At 72.1% G+C, this 20,626-nt stretch carries 21 protein-coding genes; 8 read left to right on the top strand and 13 right to left on the bottom strand.

Features of this window, described 5'->3' with window-relative positions:
* Positions 1 to 9: 9 nt before the first annotated feature.
* Positions 10 to 1,179: a glycerophosphodiester phosphodiesterase gene (locus tag AC5L3C_RS31105; protein ID WP_493652355.1), complete on the bottom strand. Its 1,170-nt coding sequence runs from the start codon at positions 1,177 to 1,179 to the stop codon at positions 10 to 12.
* Positions 1,180 to 1,601: 422 nt separating this feature from the next.
* On the opposite strand from AC5L3C_RS31105, the gene AC5L3C_RS31100 reads away from it, so the two are divergent.
* Positions 1,602 to 2,273 (top strand): lysophospholipid acyltransferase family protein, encoded by a 672-nt coding sequence (locus AC5L3C_RS31100; RefSeq protein ID WP_493652353.1) that lies wholly within the window; start codon positions 1,602 to 1,604, stop codon positions 2,271 to 2,273.
* Between the two features lie 46 nt (positions 2,274 to 2,319).
* Here AC5L3C_RS31100 and AC5L3C_RS31095 read toward each other — a convergent pair whose 3' ends face one another.
* The 3 genes from AC5L3C_RS31095 to AC5L3C_RS31085 form a co-directional block, all read right to left on the bottom strand.
* Positions 2,320 to 3,291: an aldo/keto reductase gene (locus tag AC5L3C_RS31095; protein WP_493652352.1), complete on the bottom strand. Its 972-nt coding sequence runs from the start codon at positions 3,289 to 3,291 to the stop codon at positions 2,320 to 2,322.
* A gap of 202 nt (positions 3,292 to 3,493) precedes the next feature.
* A complete protein-coding gene (gene argH, locus AC5L3C_RS31090; RefSeq protein WP_493652351.1) occupies positions 3,494 to 4,927 on the bottom strand; it encodes an argininosuccinate lyase in 1,434 nt (477 codons plus the stop codon).
* A gap of 104 nt (positions 4,928 to 5,031) precedes the next feature.
* Positions 5,032 to 6,225 (bottom strand): argininosuccinate synthase, encoded by a 1,194-nt coding sequence (locus AC5L3C_RS31085; protein ID WP_493652350.1) that lies wholly within the window; start codon positions 6,223 to 6,225, stop codon positions 5,032 to 5,034.
* Between the two features lie 129 nt (positions 6,226 to 6,354).
* On the opposite strand from AC5L3C_RS31085, the gene AC5L3C_RS31080 reads away from it, so the two are divergent.
* From AC5L3C_RS31080 to AC5L3C_RS31065, 4 genes are all read left to right on the top strand, one after another.
* A complete protein-coding gene (locus AC5L3C_RS31080) occupies positions 6,355 to 6,942 on the top strand; it encodes a pyridoxamine 5'-phosphate oxidase family protein (protein WP_493652348.1) in 588 nt (195 codons plus the stop codon).
* 138 nt (positions 6,943 to 7,080) lie between these two features.
* A complete protein-coding gene (locus AC5L3C_RS31075; protein ID WP_493652346.1) occupies positions 7,081 to 8,463 on the top strand; it encodes a ferredoxin reductase family protein in 1,383 nt (460 codons plus the stop codon).
* Positions 8,464 to 8,515: 52 nt separating this feature from the next.
* Positions 8,516 to 9,298: an FMN-binding protein gene (locus AC5L3C_RS31070; protein WP_493652344.1), complete on the top strand. Its 783-nt coding sequence runs from the start codon at positions 8,516 to 8,518 to the stop codon at positions 9,296 to 9,298.
* 55 nt (positions 9,299 to 9,353) lie between these two features.
* On the top strand, positions 9,354 to 10,091 hold the full coding sequence (locus AC5L3C_RS31065; RefSeq protein WP_493654099.1) for an FAD:protein FMN transferase: 738 nt from the start codon (positions 9,354 to 9,356) through the stop codon (positions 10,089 to 10,091).
* Positions 10,092 to 10,257: 166 nt separating this feature from the next.
* Here AC5L3C_RS31065 and AC5L3C_RS31060 read toward each other — a convergent pair whose 3' ends face one another.
* Genes AC5L3C_RS31060 through argC form a run of 5 tightly spaced genes read right to left on the bottom strand, consistent with a single transcriptional unit; the run spans position 10,258 to position 15,085 of the window.
* The gene (locus AC5L3C_RS31060; RefSeq protein ID WP_125508046.1) at positions 10,258 to 10,800 is read right to left on the bottom strand and encodes an arginine repressor; all 543 of its coding nucleotides are present in this window, start codon (positions 10,798 to 10,800) and stop codon (positions 10,258 to 10,260) included.
* Between the two features lie 7 nt (positions 10,801 to 10,807).
* Positions 10,808 to 12,013 carry an acetylornithine transaminase gene (locus AC5L3C_RS31055; protein WP_493652342.1) on the bottom strand — a complete coding sequence of 402 codons (1,206 nt, stop codon included), beginning with the start codon at positions 12,011 to 12,013 and terminating at the stop codon, positions 10,808 to 10,810.
* Entirely contained in the window at positions 12,010 to 12,912 is a 903-nt protein-coding gene (gene argB, locus AC5L3C_RS31050) for an acetylglutamate kinase (protein WP_493652340.1), read from the bottom strand. The genes AC5L3C_RS31055 and argB overlap by 4 nt, the downstream gene beginning before the upstream one ends.
* Positions 12,909 to 14,060 carry a bifunctional glutamate N-acetyltransferase/amino-acid acetyltransferase ArgJ gene (gene argJ, locus AC5L3C_RS31045; RefSeq protein ID WP_493652338.1) on the bottom strand — a complete coding sequence of 384 codons (1,152 nt, stop codon included), beginning with the start codon at positions 14,058 to 14,060 and terminating at the stop codon, positions 12,909 to 12,911. Before argJ ends, argB begins: the two co-directional genes overlap by 4 nt.
* Positions 14,057 to 15,085 carry an N-acetyl-gamma-glutamyl-phosphate reductase gene (argC, locus tag AC5L3C_RS31040; protein WP_493652337.1) on the bottom strand — a complete coding sequence of 343 codons (1,029 nt, stop codon included), beginning with the start codon at positions 15,083 to 15,085 and terminating at the stop codon, positions 14,057 to 14,059. Before argC ends, argJ begins: the two co-directional genes overlap by 4 nt.
* Before the next feature lie 135 nt (positions 15,086 to 15,220).
* Between argC and AC5L3C_RS31035 the strand changes: the two genes are divergently transcribed.
* A complete protein-coding gene (locus AC5L3C_RS31035) occupies positions 15,221 to 15,661 on the top strand; it encodes a DUF6314 family protein (protein ID WP_493652336.1) in 441 nt (146 codons plus the stop codon).
* Here the strand turns inward: AC5L3C_RS31035 and AC5L3C_RS31030 are convergent.
* From AC5L3C_RS31030 to AC5L3C_RS31015, 4 genes are all read right to left on the bottom strand, one after another.
* Complete coding sequence (locus AC5L3C_RS31030) at positions 15,643 to 16,236, bottom strand: histidine phosphatase family protein (protein ID WP_493652335.1); 594 nt, start codon at positions 16,234 to 16,236, stop codon at positions 15,643 to 15,645. The genes AC5L3C_RS31035 and AC5L3C_RS31030 overlap by 19 nt on opposite strands.
* Positions 16,237 to 16,365: 129 nt before the next feature.
* Positions 16,366 to 16,803, bottom strand: coding sequence for a GNAT family N-acetyltransferase (locus AC5L3C_RS31025; protein WP_493652333.1), 438 nt, complete (start codon positions 16,801 to 16,803; stop codon positions 16,366 to 16,368).
* Positions 16,804 to 16,886: 83 nt separating this feature from the next.
* Entirely contained in the window at positions 16,887 to 17,780 is an 894-nt protein-coding gene (locus AC5L3C_RS31020; protein WP_493651354.1) for an IS982 family transposase, read from the bottom strand.
* 63 nt (positions 17,781 to 17,843) lie between these two features.
* The gene (locus AC5L3C_RS31015) at positions 17,844 to 19,286 is read right to left on the bottom strand and encodes an aminotransferase-like domain-containing protein (protein ID WP_493652331.1); all 1,443 of its coding nucleotides are present in this window, start codon (positions 19,284 to 19,286) and stop codon (positions 17,844 to 17,846) included.
* Here AC5L3C_RS31015 and AC5L3C_RS31010 point away from each other — a divergent pair.
* Together AC5L3C_RS31010 and AC5L3C_RS31005 are read left to right on the top strand one after the other, a co-directional pair.
* Positions 19,285 to 20,202 carry a DMT family transporter gene (locus AC5L3C_RS31010; RefSeq protein ID WP_493652329.1) on the top strand — a complete coding sequence of 306 codons (918 nt, stop codon included), beginning with the start codon at positions 19,285 to 19,287 and terminating at the stop codon, positions 20,200 to 20,202. The two genes, AC5L3C_RS31015 and AC5L3C_RS31010, sit on opposite strands and share 2 nt — an antisense overlap.
* A 12-nt stretch (positions 20,203 to 20,214) precedes the next feature.
* Entirely contained in the window at positions 20,215 to 20,409 is a 195-nt protein-coding gene (locus tag AC5L3C_RS31005; RefSeq protein WP_493652327.1) for a DUF1918 domain-containing protein, read from the top strand.
* Positions 20,410 to 20,626: the final 217 nt, after the last annotated feature.

Genomic DNA, 20,626 nt, shown 5'->3' with positions numbered 1-20,626 from the left:
GCGGAGCGCTCAGTCGTTGACGAAGTCCTCGCGGGCCAGCAGCCCGGTGTCCGGCTGGTCGGTGAAGACGCCGTCGATGCCGGTGGCGAAGTAGGTCCGGTAGGCGCCGAAGACGTCGCCGTAGGCGTCCGGGTCGGTACCGGTGCGGAAGTCGGCGGGCAGGAAGGGGTTCTCGTTGCGCATCGTGTAGGGGTGCAGGAGCAGGCCGGCCCGGTGGGCGTCGCGGACCAGGGTGGTCGGCTCGGTGAGCCTGCCGCTCGCGTCACGGGGGATGACCAGGTCGAGGGTGGGGCCGATGCCCTGTGCGTAGGAGGCGATCTCCCGCAGGCCCTTCGGGGTGATGAGGTCGGCGACGGTGCGCGGGTCGCCGGACTCCACGAAGTCCCAGGGACGGGAATCGGCGTCGGACAGCAGCACCACGAGCGGGTTGTCCACCAGCCTGCTCAGCCGCTGGACGCCGGTCGGCTCGAACGACTGGAGGATGACCGGCGAGTTCCTGCGGTGCTTGCCGTGCCTGCGCAGGATCTTCGCCACCCGCTCCTCCAGGCCGAGGCCGAGGGCGCGGAAGTAGGTGGGGTGCTTGGTCTCGGGGTAGATCCAGACCTGCCGGCCGCGCTTGCGGGTCTGCTCGTCCTGCCAGCGCAGCACCTCCTCGAAGGTGGGGATCTCCCAGCGGCCGTTGTAGAGGGTGTTGTGCGGGCGGTTGGCGGGGATGCGCTCGACGGCGCGCAGCCGCTTGAGCTCGGCGAGGGTGAAGTCCTCGGTGAACCATCCGGTGACGGGGTCGCCGTCCAGCGTCTTGGTGGTCCGCCGGTCGGCGAACTCCGGGTGGTCGGCGACGTCCGTGGTGCCGCCGATCTCCGGTTCGTGCCGGCAGACGAGGTGACCGTCCCTGGTGGGCACGAGGTCGCCGGCCTCCACGACGTCGGCGCCCATGTCGAGGGCGAGCTGGTACGAGCCGAGGGTGTGCTCGGGCCGGTACCCGCTGGCCCCGCGGTGGCCGATGACCGTCGGGACGGGAAGGCTCCGCAGCCCTCCGCCCCGGCCGTGGCGGGCACCGGCGGCGCTCGCCGTACCGGCCGCGCCGAGGACCGCTCCGGAGGCGCCGAGCACCGCCGCGCCGAGGAGGGCGCGCCGCCCGGTCCCGCTCGTCTCTTCGTTCGACTCCCGCGTTGCCATGAGTGTCCTCCTGGTGTCGGCTGGTCCGGTGCGGGCCGATCGTAGGGGGGCGTCGATGACCTGTGGGAGACCCCGGGCCGAACACACGGGTGACGTTGAATGGCGTACGCCCCTCATACGGATGACGTACGTCTGTCGTATTGCTGCGGGGATGTGACGGCTCGTCCGGTTGGGCCCGGCCGAACACGGGCACGCGTGCGGCGTGCCCGGCCGGGCGAGGTGCGTCACAGCGTGACGGCCGTGTTGCGTCACCATGGCGGGCCGGGTGCCGCAGGTGAGCCCGGGTCAAGAGTGAGTAAGACCTCGGTGAACTCCCATGCGCCCGATGTGCGCAACCCCCGGGCCGCGAGTAATGTCCTCACCTGCACAGACACATACGGCATTCGTCATGCGCCGACGTCCGCTTCCCACCGGAGGGCCCGTTGTCCCGCTTCGCGCTCATCAAGGCAGTGCTCGGTCCGATCATGCGCCTGATGTTCCGCCCACGGGTGGAGGGCGCGGAGAACATTCCGGGCGACGGTGCGGTGATCCTCGCCGGCAACCATCTGACGTTCATCGACTCGATCGTCCTGCCCATCGTCTGCGACCGCCAGGTCTTCTTCATCGGCAAGGACGAGTACGTCACCGGCAAGGGCCTCAAGGGGCGGCTGATGGCGTGGTTCTTCACCGGCGTCGGCATGATCCCGGTCGACCGCGACGGCGGCCGGGGCGGGGTGGCGGCGCTGATGACGGGGCGCCGGGTGCTGGACGAGGGCAACGTCTTCGGCATCTACCCGGAGGGCACCCGCTCCCCCGACGGCCGGCTGTACCGGGGCCGCACCGGCATCGCCCGGCTCACCCTGATGACCGGCGCGCCGGTGGTGCCGTTCGCCATGATCGGCACGGACAAGCTCCAGCCGGGGGGCGCGGGTCTGCCCCGGCCGGGGCGGGTCACGGTCCGCTTCGGCGAGGCGATGGAGTTCTCCCGCTACGAGGGGATGGACCGTGACCGCTACGTCCTGCGGGCGGTGACCGACTCGGTGATGGCCGAGGTGATGCGGCTGTCGGGGCAGGAGTACGTCGACATGTACGCGAGCAAGGCGAAGGCGGCGTAGCGCCGGCTGTGCGAGGGGGTGCCGCGGGGTCTGCGCGCGCCCGGGTTCAGTGCCAGGGCAGCCGGCCGCGCCGCTCCCAGTAGGCGTCCGGATCCTCGGCCAGGGCGTCGAGGCGTGCCGCCTGTTCCTCGGTGAGGTCGACGACGGCGGCGTGCAGGTTGGACGCGAGCTGGGTGACGGTCGCCGCGCCGGAGAGGACGACACCGGCCCACGGCTGCCGCAGGATCATCGCGAGGGCGACGGCGTCGGGGCCCAGGCCGGTCTCGTCGGCGACGGCGCGCAGCGCTTCGGGGGCGTTCGGCGCGGCCAGCCGGCCGTTGGCCATGCCCTCCTTGACGAGCACCGTGAGCCCGGCGTCGTGTGCCTCGGCCAGCGCGGGACCGGCGGAGGTCTCCAGCAGGTTGTAGGTGGACTGCACGGTACGGAAGAGGGGCGCGCCGTCGACCGTGACGGCGAGGGCGGCGCGGATGGCGTCCGCCTGGGCGGGGCCGCTGGTGGAGAAGCCGACGGTGAGTCCCTGCTCCGCGGCCTCCGCGAGCCGGGCGTGCAGCTCCTTGTCGGTGAGGGCGGGGCTCTCCGGCGTCACCGAGTGGATCTGGTAGAGGTCGAGCCGGTCCCCGAGCAGTTCCGCGGACTCGGCGCGCTGCCGCTCGTACGCGGCGAGTGAGTGGTCCTTGACCTCGTGCCGCTCGGCGTCGGTGGACCAGTCGGCGGTGTAGGTGTAGCCCCATTTGCTGCCGATGACGACGTCGTCGACGTCGGGCCGCTTCTTCAGCCAGTCGGCGAGGAACTCCTCGGAGCGGCCGTAGGAGCGGGCGGCGTCGATGTAGCGCACGCCCTGGGCGTAGGCGGCGTCGAGGAGTTCGTGCGTGCGGCTGCGCAGAGTCTCGACGCTGCGGTCCTCCCCGAGGTCGTGCTCCCGGCCGAGAGTGATGTAGCCGGGGCGGCCGACCGCGGCGAGGCCGAGGCCGATGTGGCAGGTGGGGGTCGTCGCTGTTGCCAGTCGGGCGAAGGGCATCGCGGGCTCCGTTGGTCGGGACCGGATCGGCGTGGTGACCAACGTAACCCGTGATGCGCCCGGGCCGGCCCAAGGGCTCGGTCCGTTCGGCTGGTGCGCGAGCGCGGGTGCCCTGTGGTGCGTCGCGCCCACCGCCCACGCGGCGGAGCCGCACATCGGTACGGCCCCGCGCCCCTGCGGTCGGCCGCCCCTGAGGGGTTCGTCAGCTCCGGTTCCTGGCCGTCGCCCAAACGTGCTGGGCCGCCACGTCCGCCTTCGCCTCCGCCAGCTGCACCGCGACCGCGCTCGGCGCCGTGCCGCCCCGGCCGTCACGCGAGGCGAGGGCGCCCGGCACGTTGAGGACCGTGCGCACCTCCGGGGTCAGATGGGCGGAGATCTTGGCGAACTGCTCGTCGGTCAGCTCGTCCAGTTCCTTGCCCTCGGATTCGGCGGCCTTGACGCACTCGCCGGCCACCTCGTGGGCGACACGGAACGGCACGCCCTGCTTGACCAGCCACTCGGCGATGTCGGTGGCGAGGGAGAAGCCGGCCGGGGCCAGTTCCTCCATGCGCTCGCGGTGCACGGTGAGGGTGGCCATCATGCCGGTGAAGGCCGGGAGCAGGATCTCCAGCTGGTCGATGGAGTCGAAGACCGGCTCCTTGTCCTCCTGGAGGTCGCGGTTGTACGCGAGGGGAAGCGCCTTGAGCGTCGCCATCAGGCCGGTCAGGTTGCCGATGAGGCGGCCGGACTTGCCGCGCGCCAGCTCGGCGATGTCCGGGTTCTTCTTCTGCGGCATGATCGACGAACCGGTGGAGAAGGCGTCGTGCAGGGTCACGAAGGAGAACTCCTTCGTGTTCCAGATGATGACCTCCTCGGCGATCCGGGAGACGTTCACCCCGATCATCGCGGTGATGAAGGCGAACTCGGCGACGAAGTCCCGGCTGGCGGTGCCGTCGATGGAGTTGGCGGCGCTGCCGTGCTCGAAGCCGAGGTCCCTGGCGACCGCCTCCGGGTCCAGGCCGAGGCTGCTGCCCGCGAGCGCGCCGGAGCCGTACGGCGACACCGCGGTGCGCTCGTCCCACTGGCGCAGCCGCTCGGCGTCCCGGGACAGCGCCTGGACGTGGGCGAGGACATGGTGGGCGAAGAGCACCGGCTGGGCGTGCTGGAGGTGGGTGCGGCCGGGCATGGCCACGTCCGGGTGGGCCTCGGCGAGGCCGGTCAGCGCGTCCTGGAGGCCGGCGATCAGACCGCCGATGATCCGGGCGTGGTCCCGCAGGTACATGCGGAAGAGGGTGGCGACCTGGTCGTTGCGGGAGCGGCCGGCGCGCAGCTTGCCGCCCAGGTCGGGGCCGAGGCGCTCGAGCAGGCCGCGTTCGAGGGCGGTGTGGACGTCCTCGTCGGCGATGGTTCCGGTGAACGAGCCGTCGGCGACGTCCGCCTCGAGCTGATCGAGCCCGGCCAGCATGCGCGTCAGCTCGTCCTCGGTGAGCAGGCCCGCCCGGTGGAGCACGCGGGCGTGGGCACGCGAGCCGGCGATGTCGTACGGCGCGAGCCGCCAGTCGAAGTGGACGGACGCGGACAGCTTCGCCAGGGCCTCGGCGGGACCGTCGGCGAATCGGCCGCCCCAGAGCCGTACGTCACCGCTGTTGCTGCTCACTTGCGTGCTCCTCGAGGGTTCCGGATGTGCCGCCGCCTCCCCACGGGCGCGTGGAGAGGCGGCTGTCAGGCTAGTGCGTGCGAGGGGTCGTCAGGCGCTGCGGCTCAGGCGAGGTCGCGCTTGGCCGCGATCTTCGACGACAGGCTGTAGATGTCGATGAAGCCCTTGGCGGCCGCCTGGTCGAAGGTGTCGCCGGTGTCGTAGGTCGCGAGGTTGAAGTCGTACAGCGACGACTCGGAGCGCCGGCCGGTGACGACGGCGCGGCCGCCGTGCAGGGTCATCCGGATGTCGCCGTTGACGTGCTGGTTGGCCTCGGCGATGAAGCCGTCCAGGGCGCGCTTGAGCGGGGAGAACCACTGGCCGTCGTAGACCAGTTCGCCCCAGCGCTGCTCGACCTGCCGCTTGTAGCGGGCGAGTTCGCGCTCGACGGTGACGTTCTCCAGCTCCTGGTGGGCGGTGATCAGGGCGATGGCGCCGGGCGCCTCGTACACCTCGCGGGACTTGATACCCACGAGACGGTCCTCGACCATGTCGATCCGGCCGATGCCCTGGGCGCCCGCGCGCTCGTTGAGCTGCTGGATCGCCTGGAGCACGGTGACGGGCTTGCCGTCGATGGCGACCGGCACGCCCTCCTTGAAGGTGATGACGACCTCGTCGGGTTCACGCGGCACGGCGGGGTTCTGCGTGTACTCGTAGACGTCCTCGATCGGCGCGTTCCAGATGTCCTCGAGGAAGCCGGTCTCCACCGCGCGTCCGAAGACGTTCTGGTCGATGGAGTACGGGGACTTCTTGGTGGTGGCGATCGGCAGGCCCTTGGCCTCGCAGAAGGCGATGGCCTTGTCGCGGGTCATGGCGTAGTCGCGGACCGGCGCGATGCACTTGAGGTCGGGGGCGAGGGCGACGATGCCGGCCTCGAAGCGGACCTGGTCGTTGCCCTTGCCGGTGCAGCCGTGGGCGACGGTGGTGGCGCCGTGCTTCTGCGCGGCGGCGACGAGGTGCTTGACGATCGTCGGCCGGGAGAGCGCGGAGACCAGCGGGTAGCGGTCCATGTAGAGGGCGTTGGCCTTGATCGCCGGGAGGCAGTACTCGTCGGCGAACTCGTCCTTGGCGTCCGCGACCTCGGCCTCGACGGCCCCGCAGGCGAGGGCGCGCTTGCGGATGACGTCCAGGTCCTCGCCGCCCTGGCCGACGTCGACCGCAACGGCGATGACCTCGGCGCCCGTCTCCTCGGCGATCCAGCCGATGGCGACGGAGGTGTCCAGACCGCCTGAGTAGGCGAGTACGACGCGCTCGGTCACGGGTTTCTCCTCACACTGCATTCGCTGGTATGCATGAGTATGCAGGGTCCCGCATGGTTCGTCAATTCGCGTGGCCGGGGGAGAAAATTCCTTAGACAAACAAAAGGTCTGCGTCGATAATCGCTGCACATGGGAAAGACCTATGAGCGCATCGACGGCCGCCTCCGCACGTTCATCGAGGAACAGCCGGTCTTCTTCACCGCCACCGCCCCCCTGTCCGCCGCCGGCACGGTCAATCTCTCCCCCAAGGGGCTCAAGGGATCCTTCGCGGTCCTCGACGAGCTCACGGTGGCCTACCTCGACTTCGCCGGCTCCAACGCCGAGACCATCGCCCACCTGCGCGAGAACGGCCGCATCACCCTGATGTGGTGCGCCTTCCATGGCCCGCCCACCATCGTGCGCGTCCACGGCCGCGGCGAGCCCGTCTTCCGTGACGACCCCCGCTTCGCCGGCCTGGTCGCCCGCTTCCCCGGCATCGACCCCGCCTCGCACGGCCTGCGCGCCGTGATCGTCGTGACGGCCGACCTGATCCGCGACACCTGCGGATTCGCCGTGCCCTACATGGCGTACGAAGGGGAGCGCGACCTGCACCAGAAGCGGTTCGAGCGGGAGGACGACGCCTCACTCGACGCGTACTTCACCAAGAAGGAGCACGTCGCGACCAGCCTGGACGGACTGCCCGGACTGCCGCTGCCGCTTCCCCCGTCCGGCCTCTGAGCCCCCGTCTCCGGGCGTCTCGGCCGGTTCCGGCCACGCCCCTCCCGGCGGCTGCGGGCACCACCCGGAATTCGTCTGAACGCGCAGGCGGTGCGGCACGTATGTGTGGGCCAAGGGTCAAGTCCCGACGGAGGAACCGTGACCACCACGCTCGCCGGCGGCCGTGCCGCCCGCCGCCAGACGATGCGCCGCATCCGCCCGCGCCGCTCCCCCGCGGTCCCCCTGCTGCTCGCCGTGGGCGCGGGCGCCGTGGCCGTGCTGTGGCTGTGGTGGACCAGTACGCCGTCCATCGCGGACACCACCGGGAGGATCATCGCCGCGGGCCGGATCACCGGGCTGCTCGCCGGCTATCTGATGGCCCTGGTGGTGCTGCAGATGGCGCGGGTGCCCGCCCTGGAGCGTCGGGTGGGCTCGGACCGGGTCGCCCGCTGGCACGCGATGAGCGGGCGCTACACCGTCAGCCTGGTCATCGCGCATGTCTTCCTCATCATGTGGGGCTACGCCCGCCAGGCCGGCAAGAGCCTCGGCGACATCGTCAGCCAGACGATGACCTCCATCGACACGCTGCCCGACATGGGCAAGGCCGCCATCGGCACCGGCCTGCTGTTCCTGATCGCCTTCCTCTCCGTCGGTCCCGTCCGGCGCCGGCTGCCCTACGACGGCTGGTACCACGTGCACCTGCTGACCTACGCGGCGGTCTTCCTGACGTTCTGGCACCAGATCACCACCGGCAACGAGTTCGCCGTCGAACCGACCGCGAAGACCTTCTGGTACGCGCTCTACGGCACCGTGACCGCGCTGGTGGTGTGGTACCGGATCATCACGCCGGTGCGGCTCAACCTGCGGCACCGGATGCGGGTCGCGGCGGTCATCGAGGAGACGCCGGGCATCGTGTCGGTGCTGATCAGCGGGCGCCGGCTGCACCGGATGGGCGCCGAGGCGGGACAGTTCTTCCGCTGGCGGTTCCTGGCGCCCGGGATGCGGTTCAGCTCCCACCCGTACTCGCTGTCGGCGGCGCCCCGCCCCGACATGCTGCGGATCACCGTGAAGGCGATCGGCGACCACAGTTCCCGGCTGCGCGAGCTGGAGCCCGGCACCCGGGTGTGGGCGGAGGGCCCCTACGGGGCGCTGACCGCGCAGCGCCGCAGCCGCGGCAAGGTGCTGCTGGTGGCCGGCGGGGTGGGCATCACCCCGATGCGCGCCCTGTTCGAGACACTGCCCGGTGCCGCCGGTGACATCACCCTGCTCTACCGGGCCAACAGCACCCAGGACCTGGCCCTGTGGAGCGAGCTCGCCAAGATCGCCGACGAGCGCGGCGCACGGCTGATGTACGCGGTGAACAGCCCCGACGGGGAACGCCCCGACATCTCGGCGGAGAGCCTGCGGCGGAAGATTCCGGACGTCGACCGCCACGACGTCTTCATGTGCGGGCCGCCCGGGTTCGCGCAGTCGGTGTACGAGGCACTGCGCGGCGCCGGGGTCCCCGCCCGCCGTATCCACCACGAGTCGTTCGAGATGTGAGCGACGGGTCATCCACCCGGGCCATTCATACCCTTCAGGAGCTTGAGAAGCGATGAGGAAGAGTCACCCCGTCCGGCGCGCCGTGCTCGCGACCGCCGCCACCGTCTCCGGGATCGTGCTGCTGCTGTCGCTCAAGCCGGGGTCCGATCCGGGCTCGGCCGAGGCGGTCGGCGGCGCGGCCCCGCCCGCGGCGGCCGAGTCCCCGCAGGGTGGTTCCCGGCCCATCGGCGACGGCACGGTCACCGGGGACGCGGCGAACACCCAGTACGGGGCGGTGCAGGTCCGGCTGACGGTCAGCGGCGGGAAGATCACCAAGGCCGAAGCCGTCCAGGCCCCCAAGGGCGGACAGAGCGACCAGATCACCTCCAACGCCGTGCCCAGGCTCAACCAGGCGGCCGTGCAGGCGCAGGGCGCGGAGATCGACGCGGTGTCCGGGGCGACCTACACCAGCGCGGGGTACAAGAAGTCGCTCCAGTCGGCGCTGGACAAGGCGCGGGCGGCCGGGGCGCCGGAAGCGGGCGCGGGTGACGGCGGGGGCGGCGGGAACGCCGGTGAGGAGCAGGCGCGCACGGTCACCGGGGACGCGGCGCAGACGCAGTACGGGCCGGTGCAGGTCCGCATCACCGTCAGCGGCGGGAAGATCACCAAGGCCGAAGCCGTCCAGGCCCCCAAGGGCGGACAGAGCGACCAGGTCACCTCCAACGCCGTACCGAAGCTCAACCAGGCGGCGGTGGCGGCGGGCAGCGCGGAGATCGACGCGGTCTCCGGGGCCACGTACACGACCGCCGGCTACAAGCAGTCCCTCCAGTCGGCGCTGGACAAGGCCGGTGGCTGACACGGTGGCCGAGCGGGCCGGGACTCCCGCCGCGGTGCGTCATGCGGAGGAGACGATGGGGACCGTCTTCTCCCTCGACGTCCGTGGCGGGGAACCCGACGCGGTCCACGCGGCGCTGGGCGAGGCGGTCGCCGGACTGCACCGGGTCGACGAGGTGTTCAGCACCTACCGCGACGCCAGCCAGGTCTCCCGGCTGGCCCGGGGGGAGCTGGACGTCGGGGAGTGCGATCCCGAGGTCGCCGAGGTGCTGGAGCTGGCCGCGGAGGCGGAGCGGGTGAGCGAGGGCTGGTTCAGCGCGCGTTACCGGGGGCGGCTCGACCCGACCGGGATCGTCAAGGGCTGGGCCACGGAGCGGGCCGCGCGCCGGCTCGCCGCGGCGGGGGCGACGGGGGTGAGCGTCAACGGCGGCGGCGATGTCCAGCTGCTGGGCGCGCCGGAGGCGGGGCGGCCGTGGCGGGTGGGCGTGTCCGATCCGCTGCGGCCGGGCGGGCTGGCGGCGGTGGTCTCCGCGGCCGGGGCGGACGAACTGGCCGTGGCGACGTCCGGGACGGCCGAGCGGGGTGATCACATCGTCGACCCGCGTACGGGGCGGTCGGCGGTGACGGATCTGGTGGCGGTGACGGTGGTGGCGCCGCGGCTGACGTGGGCGGACTGCTGGGCGACGGCGGCGTTCGCGATGGGGTCGCGGGAGGGGTTGCGGTGGCTGGAGTCGCTGCCGGGGGTGGAGGGCCTGCTGATCACGGCGGGGGACGAGGTGCGGTGCACGGGTGGGTTGGCGGGTTGGCTGGGCTGACCGGCGCTGCGGCTGAGGTACCGGCGCTTCACTCGGCGGCGTTCGCCAGGTGCCGCCTGCGCCCACCCGTGCCGCCCCAGCGGCACGACTGCCCGCGGCTCAGCGCGACCGGCCATCGACGGGCCGCTGTCGCACCACCGGCCCTTCCCACCCGCCCGCGGAGCGCTCAGTGGCCGTTCTGCGAGGCCAGGCGGAGCAGGTGGTCGGCCAGGGACTGGCCGCCCGTGGGGTCTCGGCTGATCAGCAGCAGCGTGTCGTCGCCGGCGATCGTGCCCAGGATGTCGTGGAGCTCCGCCTGGTCGATGGCCGAGGCCAGGAACTGGGCCGCACCCGGCGGGGTGCGCAGCACGACCAGGTTCGCGGAGGCCTCCGCGGAGATCAGCAGCTCCTGCGAGAGCCGCCGCATCCGCTCCTCCTTCGCGGACTCCCCCAGCGGCGCGCGAGGAGTGCGGAATCCCCCCTCGCTGGGCACCGCGTAGATCAGGTCGCCGTCGTTGTTGCGAATCTTCACCGCGTTGAGCTCGTCCAGGTCACGTGAGAGCGTCGCCTGGGTGACGCTCAGCCCGTCGTCGGCGAGCAGCTTCGCCAACTGGCTCTGCGACCGCACCGGCTGCCGGTTGAGGATGTCCACGATCCGGCGGTGGCGTGCGGTGCGGGTCTGCGGCACGGCAGGTCCGGCGTGCTGGCCCTGGTCCTGCTGCTGGCTCATCGTCGTCTCATTCTCCGGATCGTCCTTCCCCGCCCGCCGTACCGGCCGTGTCCAGGATGCCGGGCAGCGCCCCGAGGAAGGCGTCCACCACGTCGTCCCCGACGTTCAGCGGCGGCATGAGCCGTACGACGTCGGGGGCCGGCGCGTTCACGAGGAAACCGGCGTCCTGGGCCGCCTGTTGCACCTGGGGTGCGAGCGGCTCGGTGAGCACGATACCCAGGAGGAGGCCCGCGCCCCGGACATGGCCGATCAAGGCGTGGCCGAACGCCTCGATCCCGTCGCGCAGTTTCTCGCCCTGTCGCTTGACGTTCTCCAGCAGTCCGTCGTCGTCGATGGTGTCGAGGACGGCGAGTCCGGCGGCGCAGGCGACCGGGTTGCCGCCGAAGGTGGTGCCGTGGTGGCCGGGCGCCAGCAGGTCGGCGGCCCGTCCGAAGGCGACCGTCGCGCCCAGCGGCAGTCCGCCGCCGAGGCCCTTGGCCAGCGTGACGACGTCCGGCAGCACGCCCTCGTGGGCCTGGTACTCGAACCAGTTCCCGGTGCGGCCGATGCCGGTCTGCACCTCGTCCAGCACCAGCAGCGCTCCGGTGGCCGCGGTGATCGCGCGGGCCGCCTTCAGGTAGCCGGGCGGGGGCACCACGACCCCGTTCTCGCCCTGGATCGGCTCGATGACCACCAGTGCCGTGTCCTCGGTGACCGCGGCGGCCAGCGCCTGCGCGTCGCCGTAGGGGACGTGGGTGACGTCCCCGGGCAGCGGCAGGAAGGGCTCCCGCTTGGCGGGCTGACCGGTGAGCGCGAGGGCGCCCATGGTGCGGCCGTGGAAGCCGCCCTCGGTGGCGACCACGTGGCCGCGTCCGGTCAGCCGGCCGATCTTGAAGGCGGCCTCGTTCGCCTCGGCCCCCGAGTTGCAGAAGTAGACCCTGCCGTCCCGGCCGAAGAGCCGCACGAGCCGTTCGGCGAGCGCGACGGGCGGTTCGGCGACGAACAGGTTGGAGACGTGGCCGAGGGAGGCGATCTGACGGCTCACGGCCTCGACGACCGCCGGGTGGGCGTGGCCGAGCGCGTTGACCGCGATGCCGCCCACGAAGTCGGCGTACTCCTTGCCGTCGGCGTCCCACACCCGCGCGCCCTCGCCGCGCACCAGCGGCAGCCGCGGGGTGCCGTAGTTGTTCATGAGCGCGCCCTGCCACCGCTGCGTCAGCTCTTCGTTGCTCACGACTTCCCCTGTTCGTCGGGCACGACCATGGTGCCGATGCCCTCGTCCGTGAAGATCTCCAGCAGGATCGAGTGCTGGACCCGGCCGTCGATGACGCGGGCGTTGGTCACGCCGTTGCGTACGGCGTGCAGACAGCCCTCCATCTTCGGCACCATGCCGGAGGACAGCTCCGGCAGCAGTTTCTCGAGCTGGGACGCGGTGAGGCGGCTGATCACCTCGTCGCTGTGCGGCCAGTCCTCGTAGAGTCCCTCGACGTCCGTGAGGACCATGAGGGTTTCGGCGCCCAGTGCCGCAGCGAGTGCCGCAGCCGCCGTATCAGCATTGACGTTGTAGACATGGTGGTCGTCCTGGCTGCGGGCGATCGAGGAGACGACGGGGATGCGGCCGTCGGCCAGGAGTGCCTCGATGGCGCCCGTGTCGATGTCGGTGATCTCGCCCACCCGCCCGATGTCGACCGCCTCGCCGTCGATCCGGGGCCGGTGCTTGGTGGCGGTGAGGGTGTGCGCGTCCTCGCCGGTGAGGCCGACGGCGAGCGGCCCGTGCCGGTTGAGCAGCCCGACCAGTTCCCGCTGCACCTGTCCGGCGAGCACCATGCGGACGACGTCCATGGCGTCCTCGGTGGTGACGCGCAGGCCCGCCTTGAACTCGCTGACGATGCCGTGCCTGTCGAGGGCGGCGCTGATCTGCGGGCCGCCGCCGTGCACGACGACCGGTTTGAGGCCGGCGTGCCGCAGGAAGACGACGTCCTGGGCGAAGGCGGCCTTCAGCTCCTCGTCGACCATGGCGTTGCCGCCGAACTTGATGACGACGGTCCTGCCGTGGTGCCGGGTCAGCCAGGGCAGCGCCTCGATGAGGATCTGCGCCTTGGGCAGCGCGGTGTGCTTGCGTGTGGCGGTCATGAGGAATAGGCGCTGTTCTCGTGGACGTAGTCGGCGGTGAGGTCGTTGGTCCAGATGGTGGCGGTGGCGTCGCCGGCGGCGAGGTCGGCGACGATGTGCACCTCGCGGTAGCGCATGTCGACCTTGTCGCGGTCCTCGCCGACGCCGCCGTTCTTGCACACCCAGACGCCGTTGATGGCGACGTTGAGCGCGTCGGGCTCGAAGGCGGCGCCGGTGGTGCCGATCGCGGAGAGCACCCGGCCCCAGTTGGGGTCCTCGCCGTGGATGGCGCACTTGAGGAGGTTGTTGCGGGCGATGGAGCGGCCCACCTCGACGGCGTCGTCCTCGGTCGCGGCGTTGACGACCTCGACCCTGATGTCCTTGCTGGCGCCCTCGGCGTCGCGGATGAGCTGCTGTCCGAGGTCGTCGCAGACGGCGCGGACGGCCTCGGCGAACTCCTCGTACGGCGGGGTGGTGCCGGAGGCGCCGGAGGCGAGCAGCAGCACGGTGTCGTTGGTGGACATGCAGCCGTCGGCGTCGACGCGGTCGAAGGTGACCCTGGTGGCCGCGCGCAGGGCCCGGTCCAGGGTCTCGCTGCCGACGTCGGCGTCGGTGGTGAGGACGACGAGCATGGTGGCGAGGCCGGGGGCGAGCATGCCGGCGCCCTTGGCCATGCCGCCGACGGTCCAGCCGTCCCCGACGGCGACGGACGTCTTGTGGACGGTGTCGGTGGTCTTGATGGCGATGGCGGCCTTCTCACCGCCGTGCTCGGAGAGCTGAGCGGCGGCGGTCTCGACGCCGGGGAGCAGCTTGTCCATGGGGAGCAGGACGCCGATGAGGCCGGTGGAGCACACGGCGATCTCGCCCGCGCCGGTGCCGAGCACCTCGGCCGCCTTCTCGGCGGTGGCGTGGGTGTCCTGGAAGCCCTTCGGCCCGGTGCAGGCGTTGGCGCCGCCGGAGTTGAGGACGACGGCGGCCAGCTGCCCGCTCTTGAGCACCTGCTCGGACCAGAGGACGGGGGCGGCCTTGACGCGGTTGGAGGTGAAGACGCCGGCGGCGGCGCGGCGGGGGCCGTTGTTGACCACGAGGGCCAGGTCGGGGTTGCCGTTCTCCTTGATCCCGGCGGCGATGCCCGCCGCCGTGAAGCCTTGTGCTGCCGTCACACTCAAGGCGCGACTCCGATCGTCGTCAGCCCCTGGGTCTCGTCGAGACCCAGGGCGAGGTTCATGCTCTGGACGGCACCGCCCGCGGTGCCCTTGGTCAGGTTGTCGATGGCGCTGATCGCGACGATCCGGCCGGCGGTGTCGTCGTACGCGACCTGCACGGCCACGGCGTTGGAGCCGTACACGGAGGCGGTCGCGGGCCACTGTCCCTCGGGGAGGAGGTGGACGAAGGGCTCGTCGGCGAAGGCCTTCTCGTAGGCGGCGCGCACCGCGTCGGCGCTGACGCCGGGCGCGGCCTTCGCGGTGCAGGTGGCGAGGATGCCGCGGGGCATCGGCGCGAGGGTCGGGGTGAAGGAGACGGAGACCCGTTCGCCGGCCGCCGCGCTGAGGTTCTGCACGATCTCGGGGGTGTGCCGGTGTCCGCCGCCCACGCCGTACGGCGACATGGAGCCCATGACCTCGCTTCCCAGCAGATGCGGCTTGAGCGCCTTGCCCGCGCCGGAGGTGCCGGAGGCGGCGACGATGACCGCCTCGGGCTCGGCGAGGCCGGCGGCGTACGCCGGGAAGAGGGCCAGGGAGACGGCGGTGGGGTAGCAACCGGGCACCGCGACGCGCTTGGACCCCGCCAGCGCGGCACGGGCACCCGGCAGTTCGGGCAGGCCGTAGGGCCAGGTACCGGCGTGCGGCGAGCTGTAGAACCGCACCCAGTCGTCGGCGTCCCGCAGCCGGAAGTCCGCGCCCATGTCGATCACGAGCACGTCGTCGCCGAGCTGTTCGGCGACGGCGGCGGACTGCCCGTGCGGCAGGGCGAGGAACACGACGTCGTGTCCCGCCAGGACCTCGGGAGTGGTCGGCTCCAGTACGCGGTCGGCGAGCGGCAGCAGATGCGGCTGGAGCGCGCCGAGCCGCTGTCCGGCGTTGGAGTTGCCGGTCAGAGCGCCGATCTCGGCACCGGGGTGGGCCAGGAGCAGACGCAGCAGTTCTCCGCCCGCGTATCCACTCGCTCCGGCCACTGCGGTACGTACGGTCATGGAACCTCCTCCTGGATGGCATGACTATACGTAGCAATGCACTTTTATGCAACGCCATACCCGGCCGGCGGAGAGGTGCCTTGAGGGCGGACGGCAAGATGGGAGAGGAAGCGAGAGCAGGCGGGGACGGGTGTGATGGGTGAGTACTGGGCGGTGCCCGATGTGCTGGTGTATCTGGAGGGGCGCTGGCGGGCGGAGCGGACCGTGCGGGATCTGGCGAGCGGGGACGAGGGGCGCTTCGCGGGGGCGGTGACCTTCGGCCCTCTGGAGGGCGGCGGGCTGCTGCAGCGGGAGTCCGGTGACTTCACCTGGCGGGGTGTGACCCGGCCCGCGGAGCGGACCCTGCGCTTCCTGCCCGGGCCCGGCGGTACGGCGGACGTGCGGTTCGCCGACGGGCGCCCGTTCCACGGCCTGGACCTCACGACGGGCCGGTACGTCGCCGACCACCCCTGCTCCGCGGACCTCTACCGGGGCGAGTTCACCGTGCGCGACGCCGGCCACTGGCGGGCGGTCTGGCGCGTACGGGGCCCCGCCAAGGATCTGGAGCTGACCACCGACTACGCGCGCGTCGGCTGAGCGGAGACCCCTTCCAGGCGCAGGCTCCAGCGGCCCGCCCGCCCGGCGACGCTGATCGTCGACAGTGAGCGGACGTCGATGCTCCAGTAGGCGGACGGCGGCGCCTTGAGCACGTAGACCAGCGCCGCGCGGATCACCGACGGCTCGGCCACGGCGACGACCCGGCAGCCGTCCTCGACCGGCCGGGTGTCGAGCCAGCCGCCGACGCGCCGGATGAAGTCCAGCAGCGACTCCCCGCCGTACGGTGTGGCGCGCGGATCGGCGAGCCAGGCGTCCACGGACTCCGGCTCCCGGGCCATCGCCTCACCCAGGGTCAGCCCTCGCCACCGGCCCATGTCGCAGTCGCGCAGGGCCAGCTGCACCAGCGGCGCGTAGCCCAGTCCCTCCCCGGTGGCCCGGCTGCGCGGGGCCGGGGAGCAGTAGCGCAGATCGGCCGCCGCGAGCGGCAGCAGCTCGGGCGCGGCCCGCCGGACCTCGTACCAGGCGGCCTGGTCCAGCGGACGGGCGTCCTCGAATCGCTCGGCGAGCACCGATGAGCTCCCCGCGGCGGCGACGAACGTGACCCGAAGTGCCATGCGGCGATCGTCAGTCGCCGGAGTCAACTGGTCAAGGGGTGCCGTCGTGCCGTCACTCCAGGTGGCCCCTGCCTTACTGGCTGGTAAGGACGCGTCGGACAAGTCGCCCGAAACGCCGGTCCGCCGGTCTCACCCGGAGGTGAGCGCCAGGTAGTGGTCCGGCCGGTCGAGGGGGCGGAACCCCAGCTTCTCGTAGACCCCGTGCGCGTCGTGCGTGGCGAGCATGACGCGCTTGGGCCCGAAGCCGAGCAGCTCCTCCCGTACGGCCGCGACCAGTGCGGTACCGACTCCCTTGCCGCGCACCGGGGGGTCGACGTACACATCGCACAGCCAGGCGAACGTCGCCCGGTCGGTGACGACTCTGGCGTAGGCCACCTGGTCACCCGAGGGTGTCGCGTAGACGCCGAAGTTGAGCGAGCCCTCGATCGCCCGGTCCTGCTTCTCCCGGGACCGGCCCAGCGCCCAGTACGCGTCGGTGGACAGCCACCGGTGCACACGGGCCGCGTCGATCCTGGCGGGGTCGGTGGAGATCTCGTAGCCCTCGGGCAGGCGCGGGGTGTCGGTCATGGCGGGATGCTCGCAGGGCAGGCGGGCCGGCGTCGAACCCGTAATCCGGCTCCAGCACCCCTAGACGAGTCATTCCGATGTGATCAGTGGTCGTAGGCGATCAGGGATCGCATGACCGGCTGTCCGGTCTTGTGGTTGTGCCAGATCGCCGCAGCCAGCGCGAGGACGCGCTGAGCGACGCGGGTAGCGACGCCCTCGAAGGTCCGGCCGCCGTGTTGTTCCAGGTCGAGCTGGCCCTTGAGGGTGTCGTTCACCGACTCGATCAGCTGCCGCACCGACTTCAGCAGCGACTCGCCCGCGCGGCGCTTCTCCCGTTTGAACGACGGCCGCAGCAACGCCGCCCCGCGCAAGGCCAGATCGGCCTCGAACTCCTTGGAGGCGAAGCCCTTGTCCGCGATGAACAGCAGGCCGGGCCGGCCGGTGACCGCGTCCGGCTCGCGATCCAGCATCGCCATCAGCACTTCGCGCTCGTCCAGCTTGGGGTTGGCCAAGGCCCACAGGATCGGCATGCCGGTCGGGGTGCACACCAGGTACAGCCGCAGGCCCCAGAAGAACCGCGAGTGGCTGGCGCAGTATCCGTATCCGGCCCAGCCGGCCATGTCCGACCGCTTCACCGTGGGCCGCGAGCGGCCGCACTCCACCGGGGTCGAGTCGATGATCCAGTGGTTGTCGAACCAGAAGTCGGTGTCCGCTGCAAGGAGTCGTATCACGCGCTTGACCAGCGGCAACGCTGCCCGCAGCCGCTTGTTCCAGCCCGGCTGCTTCGGCACGTACGGGAACATCGCGCCCAGCCGGGAGTGGACGAACCGCAGCCATCTGGACTCCGAGGCGAAACCCAGCATGGCCTGGGCGACGGCGAGGCAGACGAGTTCGGAGTCCGTCAATCGCGGCGGGCGGCCCAGCCATCGGGTATCTCCAATCTCGTCATCGATCTTCACGTACAGTGCGGTCAGCAGGGCGTCCAGGTCATTCGTCACAGATCGATCTTGGACGCCCTGTCTGTGTTCCCGGACGCACCGTCAGCATTCGGAATAACTCGTCTAGTCCGGCTCCAGCACCTCGTCGCAGGCGGTGCGCAGCCGCCGCACGCCCTCGGCGATCTCCCCCGTGCCGGCCACCCCGGCGAAGCTGAGGCGCAGATGCCGGGCGGGGGGTTCGGCGCTGAAGTAGGGGCGGCCGGGGGTGACGGCGACGCCCGCGCGCAGGGCGGCACCGGTCAGGGCGGGCTCGGCCGTGCCGTCGGGCAGCCGCAGCCACAGGTGATAGCCGCCGGACGGGATGTGCGGCAGGGCGAGTTCGGGCAGCCGCAGGCGGAGGGCGGCGGTCATGGCGTCCCGGCGGGCGCGCAGTTCGGCGGAGACCGCGCGCAGATGGCGCGGCCAGGCGGCCGAACCGACGAGTTCGAGCGTGGCCTCCTGAAGCGGGCGGGGCACGAAGAAGGTGTCCACGACCTGGATGGCCCGCAGCCGCTCCAGCACCGGCCCGTGTGCGGCCAGGGCGCTCACCCGGAAGCTCGGCGAGGTCACCTTGGTCAGCGAGCAGACGTGCACCACCACCCCGTCCGGGTCGTCGGCGGCGAGCGGGCGCGGCGGCGGGCCCGCGTCCTCGTGCACCAGACGCCGTACGAAGTCGTCCTCGACGACGAACGCGCCCGCCTCGCGGGCGATCCGCAGCACCTCGCCGCGCCGGTCCGGGGCGAGCACGGCGCCGGTGGGGTTCTGGAACAGCGGCTGGCAGACGAACACCCGGGCGCCGCTCGCCCGGAACGCGTCCGCGAGCAGCGCGGGACGTACGCCGTCCGCGTCCACCGGGACGGGCACGGGGTGCAGTCCGGCCGAGCGGGCGATGGCGAGCATGCCCGGGTAGGTGGGCGACTCGACGAGCACGGGCGCGCCCGGGGGCGCGAGGGCGCGCAGGGCGGTGGTGAGCGCGGACTGTCCGCCCGAGGTGACGAGCACCCCGGCCGCGGTGACCGGGCCGCCGATGCTCCGCGCGAACCACTCTCGCAGCTCCGGCAGCCCTTCCACGGGCGGCCGGCCCCAGGCGCCCGGCCGCCGTCCGGCCCGGGACAGGGCCGCCGCCATGGCCCGCTCGGGCTGCAGGGAGGGGTGCAGATAGCCGCCGTTGAACTCGATCACCCCCGGCGGCGGCGCGGCCAGCGAGACGAGCACGCCGGAGGCGTCCACCGAGCGCGGTACGAGGTCGCCGGCGCCGTCGGCGCTGAGGGCGACCTCCTGCCAGGAGGTGTCGCCGGCGGGAGCAGCCGCGGCGCGGGGCCGCGCCCGGAAGGCCCCGGCGCCGGGCCGGGTGACCACGAGGCCCTCGGCGGCGAGCATCGCCAGGGCCCGGGAGACCGTCACGGGGCTCACCCGGAACCGCTCCACCAGGGCGCGGCTGGACGGGAGCTTTCCGCCCGGAGAGTAGCGGTCCATCTCGCGCCGCAGCTGATCCGCCAGGTCACCGACGCTGCTACGCTCATACATGAGAGCACAGAGTAGCGCTACTACCGTCCCTTCGATAGCAGTCTCCGCTCCCCGAAGCCACGGCGGCCTCGGCATCCTCCAGGCCTCCCTCGGCGTCGTCGCCTTCTCGCTCACCTTCCCGGCCACTGCGTGGGGCCTGGAAGGCTTCGGGCCCTGGTCGCTGGTGGCCGTGCGCAGTGTGCTCGCGGCGCTGATCGCGGGCGGCTGTCTGCTCGCGCTGCGCATCCCGCCACCGGAGCGCAGGCACTGGCCGGGGATCGCGGTGGTGGGCGCGGGGGTGGTGCTCGGCTTCCCGTTGCTGACCACCCTGGCGCTGCAGACCTCCACCACGGCGCATGCGGCGGTCGTGGTGGGTCTGCTCCCGCTGACCACGGCGCTGGTGTCCGCCCTGCGCGTCGGCTCGAGGCCCTCGCGCACCTTCTGGGTGGCGGCCCTCGCCGGAGCTGCGGCGGTGGTGACGTTCACCGTGCGGCAGAGCGGCGGCGCGCTGACCACGGCCGACCTGTACCTCTTCGCGGCCCTGCTGGTCTGCGCGGCCGGTTACACGGAGGGCGGCCGGCTGGCCCGGGTGATGCCGGGCTGGCAGGTGATCGGCTGGGCGCTCGTGCTGTGTCTGCCGCTCGTGCTGCCCGTCGCCGCCGCCGGGCTGGCCCTGGAGCCCGTCCGGCTGACCGCGCACAGCGTGACCGGCCTGCTGTGGGTGGCGGCGGGCTCGCAGTTCCTGGGGCTGATCGTCTGGTACCGGGGCATGGCGGCCATCGGCATTCCCAAGGCCAGCCAGTTGCAGCTGGCCCAGCCGCTGCTCACACTGGTGTGGTCGGTGCTGTTGCTGAACGAGCACCTGACGGTGGCCGCCCCAGTGACGGCCGCGGCGGTGCTCGTGTGCATCGCCGTGACGCAACGGGCACGCGGTTGAGAGGAGGCCCCGATGCGCGCAAGCGTGGGTGACCAGCTTGTCCAGCACGGCAGGGTGGTCGGCCAGCAGGACAAGGTCGGAGAGATCGTCGAAGTCATGGGCGAGGACGGCAACCCGCCCTACCGCGTCCGCTTCGAGGACGGCCACGAGGGCATCTGCTCCCCCGGCCCGGACACGGAGATCCGGCACCGGGCAACGCAGCACTGAGTCAGCGCGGGGGTTCCACGGGCCGCCGGTAGGGGCCGGTGACCACCCGCGCCATCGCTCCCGGCCGGATCGGCCGTCACCTCACGGGCGGCGAAGAAGACGTGCCCGAGCACCGCCGGGTACGTCCGCACCGGCGAGGTGGCGCGACAGCTCGGCCGGGCAGGCATGGCCGGAAAGGCGTCATCTCCAGCCGCTCCGCAGCCGCATGAACGGCCAG

The organism is Streptomyces speibonae (assembly GCF_984686075.1).
This window is presented reverse-complemented; position numbering and strand designations above follow the sequence as displayed.

Excerpts from the sequence above, each read along its gene's own strand:
- AC5L3C_RS31035 (WP_493652336.1), top strand. The coding sequence starts at position 15,221 with ATGGGTGAGTACTGGGCGGTGCCCGATGTGCTGGTGTATCTGGAGGGG.
- AC5L3C_RS31105 (WP_493652355.1), bottom strand. The coding sequence starts at position 1,179 with ATGGCAACGCGGGAGTCGAACGAAGAGACGAGCGGGACCGGGCGGCGC.
- AC5L3C_RS31060 (WP_125508046.1), bottom strand. The coding sequence starts at position 10,800 with ATGAGCCAGCAGCAGGACCAGGGCCAGCACGCCGGACCTGCCGTGCCG.
- AC5L3C_RS31010 (WP_493652329.1), top strand. The coding sequence starts at position 19,285 with ATGAGAGCACAGAGTAGCGCTACTACCGTCCCTTCGATAGCAGTCTCC.
- AC5L3C_RS31095 (WP_493652352.1), bottom strand. The coding sequence starts at position 3,291 with ATGCCCTTCGCCCGACTGGCAACAGCGACGACCCCCACCTGCCACATC.
- argB (WP_493652340.1), bottom strand. The coding sequence starts at position 12,912 with ATGACCGCCACACGCAAGCACACCGCGCTGCCCAAGGCGCAGATCCTC.
- AC5L3C_RS31030 (WP_493652335.1), bottom strand. The coding sequence starts at position 16,236 with ATGGCACTTCGGGTCACGTTCGTCGCCGCCGCGGGGAGCTCATCGGTG.
- AC5L3C_RS31015 (WP_493652331.1), bottom strand. The coding sequence starts at position 19,286 with ATGTATGAGCGTAGCAGCGTCGGTGACCTGGCGGATCAGCTGCGGCGC.
- AC5L3C_RS31025 (WP_493652333.1), bottom strand. The coding sequence starts at position 16,803 with ATGACCGACACCCCGCGCCTGCCCGAGGGCTACGAGATCTCCACCGAC.
- AC5L3C_RS31070 (WP_493652344.1), top strand. The coding sequence starts at position 8,516 with ATGAGGAAGAGTCACCCCGTCCGGCGCGCCGTGCTCGCGACCGCCGCC.
- AC5L3C_RS31005 (WP_493652327.1), top strand. The coding sequence starts at position 20,215 with ATGCGCGCAAGCGTGGGTGACCAGCTTGTCCAGCACGGCAGGGTGGTC.
- AC5L3C_RS31065 (WP_493654099.1), top strand. The coding sequence starts at position 9,354 with ATGGGGACCGTCTTCTCCCTCGACGTCCGTGGCGGGGAACCCGACGCG.
- argC (WP_493652337.1), bottom strand. The coding sequence starts at position 15,085 with ATGACCGTACGTACCGCAGTGGCCGGAGCGAGTGGATACGCGGGCGGA.
- AC5L3C_RS31080 (WP_493652348.1), top strand. The coding sequence starts at position 6,355 with ATGGGAAAGACCTATGAGCGCATCGACGGCCGCCTCCGCACGTTCATC.